This is a genomic window from Mameliella sp. MMSF_3455, from assembly GCF_030733205.1.
In the GTDB taxonomy this organism is placed as follows: Bacteria; Pseudomonadota; Alphaproteobacteria; order Rhodobacterales; family Rhodobacteraceae; genus Antarctobacter.
On sequence record NZ_JASHJL010000029.1, the window covers coordinates 58,832 to 66,734 of the forward strand.

Genomic DNA, 7,903 nt, shown 5'->3' on the forward strand with positions numbered 1-7,903 from the left:
CGCGGTATGCGTTGCTTCGACGGGTTCGATCTTCAATGGCCCGGCTCCCATCTTACGACTTGTGTTCGGCGTAATGGGGCACGAGGTCTTCCCAAGGTACGTCGTGCACGAAGTACTCCTTGATGCTGTAGGTCATATCGAGGGTGTCCTTCAGCGACTTCGGCCCCGGGAAGCCGACAAGATCCCAGCCGACCCGGTTCTCGTTTCCGCCATAGACGGGATCGCAAAACATTCCCTGGCGAGTATGCAGACAAAGCGCTTCGAAGAAGCCCATTCCATCGTCGCCCACGCCCTGAAGCGCAGAGCTGAGCGGCGATGTCTGGCTCAGGACAACCGGCTCGGGCTTCGGTTGACCCGACATCAGTGCGAGGATGTCATCCTGCTGCTTCTCGCCGAGGTCGACGAAGTTCTTCCCGAAGCTGTCTTGAGACAAAGCGTCAAGCTGTTCGATGCCTTGCTTGTAGTTCGCCTGCAACCGCGCGATCCGTGCGCGCCAGGCGTCCGCGAGCTTGCCGCTCATCTTCAGGAAGCCCGACCCGTCGCCGCTGGCAAATATGTAGTCGATGCCAGAAATATAGCGGTCGATGTAGCGCACCACATTGGCCTCACGCGCGCCCGGATCCTTGTCCGTCGGATAGATCCGCGCAGTCGCGGCCTCGATGGTGTTCCACTGGTGCGGGCTGAAGAATTCGGCCTCGTTGCCCTCGATCTTGAGCGGCATGACGGGCCAGTCGGTCTTGGTGATCATCTGAGTGCTCCTTGAGGTGCTGCGTTACGCGTAGGCGGGCTTCTTCGCCTTGCGGCCCTTGGCGTGGACTTCGGCGATGTACTCGCTCGCCCGCCAGGCGACGGCCATGATCGTCAGCGTCGGGTTGACACCCAGCGCGGTCGGGAAACCACTGCCGTCAACGACGTAGAGTCCCGGCACGTCGTGCGCTTCGCAATACTGGTTCAGCACCGACGTGTCGGGGTTGTGCCCCATGCGGGCGGTGCCGTGCTGGTGGCAGGTGTTGCCGGTCGAGCGTTCCAGATACACCGGGATCGTCTTGCGGGCGCCGGCCGCGTCGAGGATCTCCATGTTCTTGTCGACTTGCCACTTGCCCATATGGATGTCGTTGGGATGAGGCTTGTGCGTGATCCGGGCAACGGGTGAACCCCAGGCATCTACGACATCCGGATCCAGATCGACCATGTTGCTTTCGACCGGCATGTCATGCAGGATCAGGCCGATCTTCATCGCGTAGCGGTAAAAGTCGCGGTCCGCGTCCTTCGCGGCCTGGCCCCACAGCGGCCGACCCGGGAAGTTCCAGTTGATCGGGTGGCAAACCTGGCTGGTCGAGATGATGCAGCCACCGATGTGCCCGCGCTTTTCGTCGGACTCGTAAAAATCCATCGAGCCGCCGCTGATGTAGTTGCCGGCAAACCCGTCCAGCGAGTCGTCGATGGCGTTGTCGAAAAGGCCGACGGCGAACAGGTATTCGTGGAAGGTCGCGTTCTTGCCCAGTTGGCCACTGCTGTTGGCCAGGCCGTCCGGAAATTTCGGCGACTTGGAGTTCAGCAGAAGCCGGGTGGACTCGATGGCGCCCAGGCCCAGGACGACGATGTTCGCCTCCTGCTCGACCTCGCACCCGTTCTCGTCGATATAGACGACGCCCTTCGCCTTGCCCGCCTTGTCGGTCGTGACCCGCACGACATAGCACTCGGGCCGAAGCTCGTAGTTGCCGGTGGCCAGCGCCTCGGGGATGAACGTGGTCGCCGCGTTCGACCGGGTGGTCGTCGGGTCGCCGTACTGGTTCCAGAACCCGGTCCAGTTGCTGGGGTTTCGCCCCTTGTGGGCGTGGCTGACCATTGCGTGCGGGATTGGGAATCCGTTGATGCCCATCTTGTTGCAGGCCTCGTAGAAGCGCTTGCCATACTTTGTAGGTGGCAGCGGCTTCGACGGGTATGGCTTCGATCGTGGCGGAATGTTGCGGTCGGCATTGTCGAGGCCGGTGACCCCGAATTCCCATTCCACCTTGGTCAGGTACGGCTCGAGGTCGTCATAGGTGAACGGCCAGTCCTCGAGGCTGGTGCCCGCGACCGTTCCGTGGATCGACTTCTGCTTGAAATCCGAAGGCATCGGGCGCGGAACCCAACCGGCCCAGTGCACGGTTCCGCCCCCAACCAGTTGCGGCAGCGGCGAGAACGGGAAGATCTCGGCCTTCGAGTTCGCATCCTCGCGCACGGTGCGCGGCTTCAGCTTGGGATCGGGCCACAGGAAGTTGCGGTTGACGAATTTGATCTCGTCACCGGAGTAGTCCTTTTCCGGCTTCAGCCAGGGGCCCCTGTCCAGGCCGACGACCTTCAGACCGGCCTCGCTCAGCACCTTGGCTGCCGTTGCGCCGCTGGCGCCGGCGCCCACGATGACCACATCGACCGGGTCGGGTTTTTTCGCGTAGTTCATCCTAAGTCTCCGTAATCAAAGACCGCCCCGTCGCCTTTGGCTGAGGCGCATATATCCTGGCGGGGCCGCCTCGCATCGGGGCGGGCCCGCGCGGTTCAGGCAGACTTGCGCTGGTTCGCCTCGGCGCCGAGATACTGGACGATCGCCCGGGCGAAGGCGGGCAGGTCGGGCGGCGTGCGCGAGGTAATCACGTTACCATCCTGCACCACCTCTTCGTCGACCCAGGTGCCGCCGGCGGCCTCGACATCGTCCTTGATCGGCAGATAGCCGGTCACCTTCCGACCTTTCACGATCCCAGCCGAGGAAAGGATCCAGCCGCCATGGCAGATCGCGGCAGCCAGTTTGCCGCGGGCGTGGACATCGCGAACCAGGTCGATCATCGGGCGGCACAGTCGCATGTGATCGGGCGCGAAACCGCCGGGAACCACCACGGCATCGAAGTCAGCCGCTTTCACCTGGTCGATGGAGACGTCCGCCTCCATTTCGTAACCGAGTTTGGATTGAAAGGTGGACTTGTGGCCGGGGCCCACGACGGTCACCTTGGCACCTTCCTCGATGAGGCGCATGTAGGGATACCACGCCTCCATTTCCTGGTAGTCGTCTTCGATCAGAAGTGCGACATTCTTGCCGATAAGACTCATTTTGTTGTCTTCCTTTCAAATACTTAGCTGGCCTTGGCGAAGTCTTTGCTGTTCAGGCCGAGCATTTCCATGAATTCGAGGCTGGTGCGCACATCGCCGTAGTTCATCTGGATGTTGCGCAGCGCCTCCCAATGCTGTCCGTAGCCCAGCGGCACGTCTTCCAGCATGTTCGGGACAGCGGTGGTCGTGTCCGCAAGCCCGACGATGTTGTAGTTCTTGTTCCAGCCGTCGAGCGCGGTTGCATGCATGCAGTTCGCCGACGTCACACCGCAGATTACCAGCGTGTCGCGGCCGTCTTCGCGCATCCACTCGTCGAGCGGTGTGTTGTAGAACGAGCTGAAGCGGTGCTTCTGGAAAACGATCTCGTCCTCGCGCGGCTTGATCCTGTCGTCAAGCGCGGCGTCGCGGTTGCCCCAGGATCCGGGGGATTCGGGCGTGCCGCATTTGAACGGCGGCCATTTCGGGCCGGCATTACCGGTGTCGCGGCCATCGCCGCGCAGGCCCCACAGGGAGTAGACGACCGGGATCCCGACCTTGCGGGCAGCCTCGATCGTGTTGATGCAGGGCTGCACCGTATCGGTGCCGGCCGGCGCGCCGCCGACACTCGGCACATGGCCCGCGCCGTCGGGATCGACGATCAGCTTCTGGATATCGAGCGCCAGCAGCATCGTCTTCTTGGGGTCGAGCCCGTTCTCGAAGATGTTGTTCGGCGAACCGAAGAAGTGGCGCGGGACGACTTTTTCCAGGTTCTCATAGGTATAGTCGAGGGATGACATCGGGTTCCTCCTAGGTGTTGTCCGCAATGCTGTGCAGCGAACGGTGTTGGCACGCGGTGCGCGCCAGGTTGAGCTACGCGGCCGTCCGGTAGCGGTTCAGGACTTCTTCGTTCACGGCAATTCCCAGCCCCGGGCCGGTCGGTACCGCCACGCATCCGTCCTTCAGGGTGAAATTCTCTTCCAGCAGGTTGTCGCGCAGAGGGTTGTGCTTGCGGTCGAACTCGACCACCGGTTCGTTCTGCAAGGCGACGGGGTTTGCCGTGTGCGGCGTTGGTGGGATCACCGCCAGCGCATGCAACGCTGCGGCGACCGCGATGCCCGAACCCCACACGTGCGGGATCGTCAGTATTCCGAAGGATCCCGCGAGCGCCTGGATCTTCTGGAACTCCGAAAGGCCGCCGCAGACGCAAATGTCCGGCTGAGCGATATCGACACATTGTTCAAGGAACAGGTCACGGAACCCGAAGCGGGTGAATTCGCATTCGCCGCCCGCGACCGGAACGTCGATTGCATCACGAACGCGGCGGTACCCGGCCCGATCCTCGGGCACGACAGGTTCTTCAAGGAAATGGACCCCGAAATCTCCCAGCGCTTTGCCGATTCGGATCGCGTTGACGGGTGTGTATGCGTGGTTGGCATCGACCAGGAGCTTGATCCGGTCGCCCGCGCTGCGCCGTACGGCCGCGACCCGTTTCAGATCGTCCTCCACGGACAGCAGACCGATCTTGATCTTCAGAATGTCGAAGCCGCTTTCGACATAGCTCGCGGCTTCGGTCTCGAGATCGCCGAGGATACGGTCCATCTGCCAGGGCTGGTCGGGATAGTAGCACCCCGTCGCGTAAGCAGTGACGCGGTCACGAAAGGCACCACCCATGAGGGCGTGCACGGGTTGGCCGACAACCTTGCCCCAGATGTCCCACAGAGCGATGTCGATGGCGCTTAACGCTTCGATGTAGGTGCCGCGCTGGCCGAAATCGCGCGAAAAGGCGTAGAGACTCTCAGATGTCGCGATCGGAGTGCAGGCCGAACCGCCTATCAGGATCGGCGCAAGCACCTGGTCGATGCACGCGGCAACGGGCGCGGGTGGGCCGTATTGGCCGCCCTCCCCCCAGCCGACGACCCCGTCTTCCGTCGTGATCTTGACAAGAAGGCTGTTCCGCTCAGGGAACTTGGCTTGGGAGGAATAGAATGTTCGCCCCTCCAACGGGACCCTCAGGATAAAGGTCTCGACCGACTTCACCTTCATGGCTGACACTCCTCCTCAAGGTCGTCGTTGGCGACTTGGACGCCCAAAAAATCACGAATGCGCTCAAGCGTGTTCTCCAGATGGCGCCGCATGCTGGATGCGGCGCGCTCACTGTCGCCGTCGCAGACGGCCTCGCAGATTTCGATATGCTCTTTCAACGTGTCCTCGTACGGTCGGGGAAGCTTTCGGATGAGGGTCTGGCGAGACCAGCGGACCAGGTCATGGATGCCTTCGGCCATCCGCTGCAACCTCTCGTTCCCGCAGAATTCCATGGCCAACTCGTGGACGTGGAAATCCGCTTCGCGCAGCAACGTCGCTCGGGTATCGCTGTCGGCGGATTGCGCCGCATGGTATGCCTTCAGTGCGGCTTGCGAGCGTTCACTGGGGATGTTGGGTGTTGCCAACCGGATTGCTGTGCATTCGATCGCCATTCGGACCTCGTAGATCTCCTTGAGTTCCTTCCAGTTAACCTCCTTCACAAAGACCCCACGACGCGGAGAAACTCGCAGCAATCCTTCCATTTCCAACTGCTTGAAAGCATCGCGGATCGGTGTCGTACTAATCGACCAACTTTTTGCGTAGTGGCTCGCGTCGATCCTCTGGTTACCTTCCAATTGGCCACTGATGATTTCCTCTCTGAGCGCGTTATGGACCTGCGCCGCTAACGGCTCTCTGTTGAATTCATCGTTCTTTGCCAATGGACTTACCCAACTCGTTGCGCCCTCCAGCGCACCATCGCGCCCGAATCTGCAATCAAATGTTTAATATATCAGATTTCAGATGACAAGAAGATTCTCACGCGGACACGAATCCAATCATGCCGGCGAGAAGTCAGCGGTAAGACCGCATGTCTTTCGGGCGGCGTCACCGGTGGGCATTGGCGGGGCGGCGCGTGTCGCCTTTTGCGATGGAGGACTGGCATGAAAGGCGAACTTTCGGTGACATACGTCGGTATCGACGTTTCCAAGGACAAGCTCTGGTTCACTTCCTCGGGCCACCGGGTCGGGTTTCATAATGCACACCTTTCTACACTATTGAAGATCAAGCGTTTTTTGCATGGGGTCAGATGTTCGCCGGCCTTGCGAGGATGATTTTTCCGGTTCAAGGCCCTCGATTTGCGCTTCCGGGATCGCCCAGGGAGCGCCTTTGCAGGCTTGATCCGGCAAGGGTGCCTTCCCGGATCAGGCGGAGCACCGTCATCTTGCGGACTCCGAGCCTGTTCGCGGCCTCCTCGAGCGACAACTCGCCTCGCTCAGCGGCTTCACCGAGCCGATAGACAGGAATGCGGTGGGTGTTGCGGAAACTGCGAACGCGCACCTCGGTCCACGGGTTGCCGCGGCCAGTCTGTATGTTCAGTCGATTCAGTGTCGCCGCGATCGCGCCGTCGGTTTGCTGCCGGGAGAGCGCACGGATCAAGTCCTGTACCTCCACATCGCTGGAATAGCGGTGCTGGCCTGTGCGATTGCGTGGGACGACAAGAGATGTGTGATCTCCACCCCGCCAGTGGAGCAGCAATTCGATCCGTCCCTCCGTCAACGTGACGACGATCTCTTCGAGGACGGCGCGTAAAATGCGCTTGCGTGTCTCGGCGGTCACGCCGGGATGGGACCATGCCGTGTGGAGGTCCGCACCAAGTGACAGCAAGCGTTCTCGCTCCGTTGGCGACAGGGACGGTTTGTCCATTCCGATGGCATCAAAGCGCTCCTCCTGGCGTTGGACTTCCGCCAACCGAGTGTTCCAACGCTGCTCAAGTTCGGCCGCGACCAGCCGGTTCGTGGGATCAACAGCGTCGTACTGGCGGCGGGCAAGATCGGCTTCGTACCGGGCCTGCGTCAGCGCAAGTTCCGCTTGCTGCCGCGTATCGGCGATCGCGGCGTAGCGCTCCGCGACAGCCATGAGGGCGGCCTTGATACCAAGTGGGCTCAGTAACCGTAGGACTTCTGCCGAGACTGCGGCATCGACGCGCATACCTCCGAACGAGATGCAGGTCTGTGTGCCGTGATTGAGATGCGCGCCACGGCAGGAATAGCGAACACAGAAGCCACCGTTTCCGCTGTAAGATACGTGGAGCCGGCGACCGCATTGACCGCAGCGCAAAAGCCCCGCGAGCATCGCTTCAGCCCGGCGGACCGAACCGCGAGCCATGAGACCGCGGCAGTTGGCATTATCGGCGTTCAGGCGCTGGTTCCTCTCAAACTCCTCCCACGCAACGTAGCCTTCATGATGATCTACGATCAATACATCCCATTCGTCACGGTCGCGGCGGTGGCCACGGCTGACGCGCTTTCGCCCGTTTTCCACCGTGATCCGGCTGGCTGTTCGGCCGAAGGCGTATGCGCCGCCGTATACCGGGTTGGTCAAGAGCCCGCGGATGGTATTGTAGACCGGCGCCTTCCAAATCACGCGCCGGCCATCGCCGCCACTTTCGATCGACGGCATCAGAATACCCTCCTGCCGCAGCCAGAGATGGACCTGCCTGATGCTCTGAAACTCGACAAACTTGCGGAAGACGAGCCCAATTGCCTCCTGAATGCGCCGGTCGGGATCCTTCGCGATTCGGTCCCGCCCCACCTTCACGTAGCCGACTGCCACATTGAGGAAGAGCTCACCACGCTGTGCTTTCTGGCGTAACGCTTCGAGCGAGCGCTGGCGCACTACCGACAGCTCCATCTCACTCATGGTGCCCTTCATCCCGAGCAGGAGCCTCCGGCAAACCCGGTGCGTGTGTGGATGCCCCCTGTTTGGCAAGCATGATCTTCGATTTGTCGGCGGGGTCTTCGATCGGACGTGTGTCAGG

General features: G+C 61.4%; 7 protein-coding genes. All 7 read right to left on the reverse strand.

What is annotated here, in order from left to right; translation table 11 throughout:
- Positions 1 to 52: 52 nt before the first annotated feature.
- The 7 genes from RBB42_RS19215 to RBB42_RS19245 all read right to left on the reverse strand — a co-directional run bounded on the left by RBB42_RS19215 (position 53) and on the right by RBB42_RS19245 (position 7,785).
- Positions 53 to 748 carry a gluconate 2-dehydrogenase subunit 3 family protein gene (locus tag RBB42_RS19215; RefSeq protein ID WP_052244889.1) on the reverse strand — a complete coding sequence of 232 codons (696 nt, stop codon included), beginning with the start codon at positions 746 to 748 and terminating at the stop codon, positions 53 to 55.
- Between the two features lie 24 nt (positions 749 to 772).
- Positions 773 to 2,443, reverse strand: coding sequence for a GMC family oxidoreductase (locus RBB42_RS19220; protein WP_043146596.1), 1,671 nt, complete (start codon positions 2,441 to 2,443; stop codon positions 773 to 775).
- Between the two features lie 95 nt (positions 2,444 to 2,538).
- Positions 2,539 to 3,084: a type 1 glutamine amidotransferase domain-containing protein gene (locus tag RBB42_RS19225; protein WP_043146597.1), complete on the reverse strand. Its 546-nt coding sequence runs from the start codon at positions 3,082 to 3,084 to the stop codon at positions 2,539 to 2,541.
- A 23-nt stretch (positions 3,085 to 3,107) separates the two neighbouring features.
- Positions 3,108 to 3,860 carry a cysteine hydrolase family protein gene (locus RBB42_RS19230; protein ID WP_043146598.1) on the reverse strand — a complete coding sequence of 251 codons (753 nt, stop codon included), beginning with the start codon at positions 3,858 to 3,860 and terminating at the stop codon, positions 3,108 to 3,110.
- A 73-nt stretch (positions 3,861 to 3,933) separates the two neighbouring features.
- Entirely contained in the window at positions 3,934 to 5,106 is a 1,173-nt protein-coding gene (locus RBB42_RS19235) for a mandelate racemase/muconate lactonizing enzyme family protein (protein ID WP_043146599.1), read from the reverse strand.
- Positions 5,103 to 5,804: a GntR family transcriptional regulator gene (locus RBB42_RS19240; protein WP_043146600.1), complete on the reverse strand. Its 702-nt coding sequence runs from the start codon at positions 5,802 to 5,804 to the stop codon at positions 5,103 to 5,105. Before RBB42_RS19240 ends, RBB42_RS19235 begins: the two co-directional genes overlap by 4 nt.
- A gap of 403 nt (positions 5,805 to 6,207) precedes the next feature.
- Positions 6,208 to 7,785 carry a recombinase family protein gene (locus tag RBB42_RS19245; RefSeq protein ID WP_305971245.1) on the reverse strand — a complete coding sequence of 526 codons (1,578 nt, stop codon included), beginning with the start codon at positions 7,783 to 7,785 and terminating at the stop codon, positions 6,208 to 6,210.
- Positions 7,786 to 7,903: the final 118 nt, after the last annotated feature.

Coding starts and splice junctions, on each gene's coding strand:
- RBB42_RS19215 (WP_052244889.1), bottom strand. CDS start 748: ATGATCACCAAGACCGACTGGCCCGTCATGCCGCTCAAGATCGAGGGC.
- RBB42_RS19220 (WP_043146596.1), bottom strand. CDS start 2,443: ATGAACTACGCGAAAAAACCCGACCCGGTCGATGTGGTCATCGTGGGC.
- RBB42_RS19225 (WP_043146597.1), bottom strand. CDS start 3,084: ATGAGTCTTATCGGCAAGAATGTCGCACTTCTGATCGAAGACGACTAC.
- RBB42_RS19230 (WP_043146598.1), bottom strand. CDS start 3,860: ATGTCATCCCTCGACTATACCTATGAGAACCTGGAAAAAGTCGTCCCG.
- RBB42_RS19235 (WP_043146599.1), bottom strand. CDS start 5,106: ATGAAGGTGAAGTCGGTCGAGACCTTTATCCTGAGGGTCCCGTTGGAG.
- RBB42_RS19245 (WP_305971245.1), bottom strand. CDS start 7,785: ATGAGTGAGATGGAGCTGTCGGTAGTGCGCCAGCGCTCGCTCGAAGCG.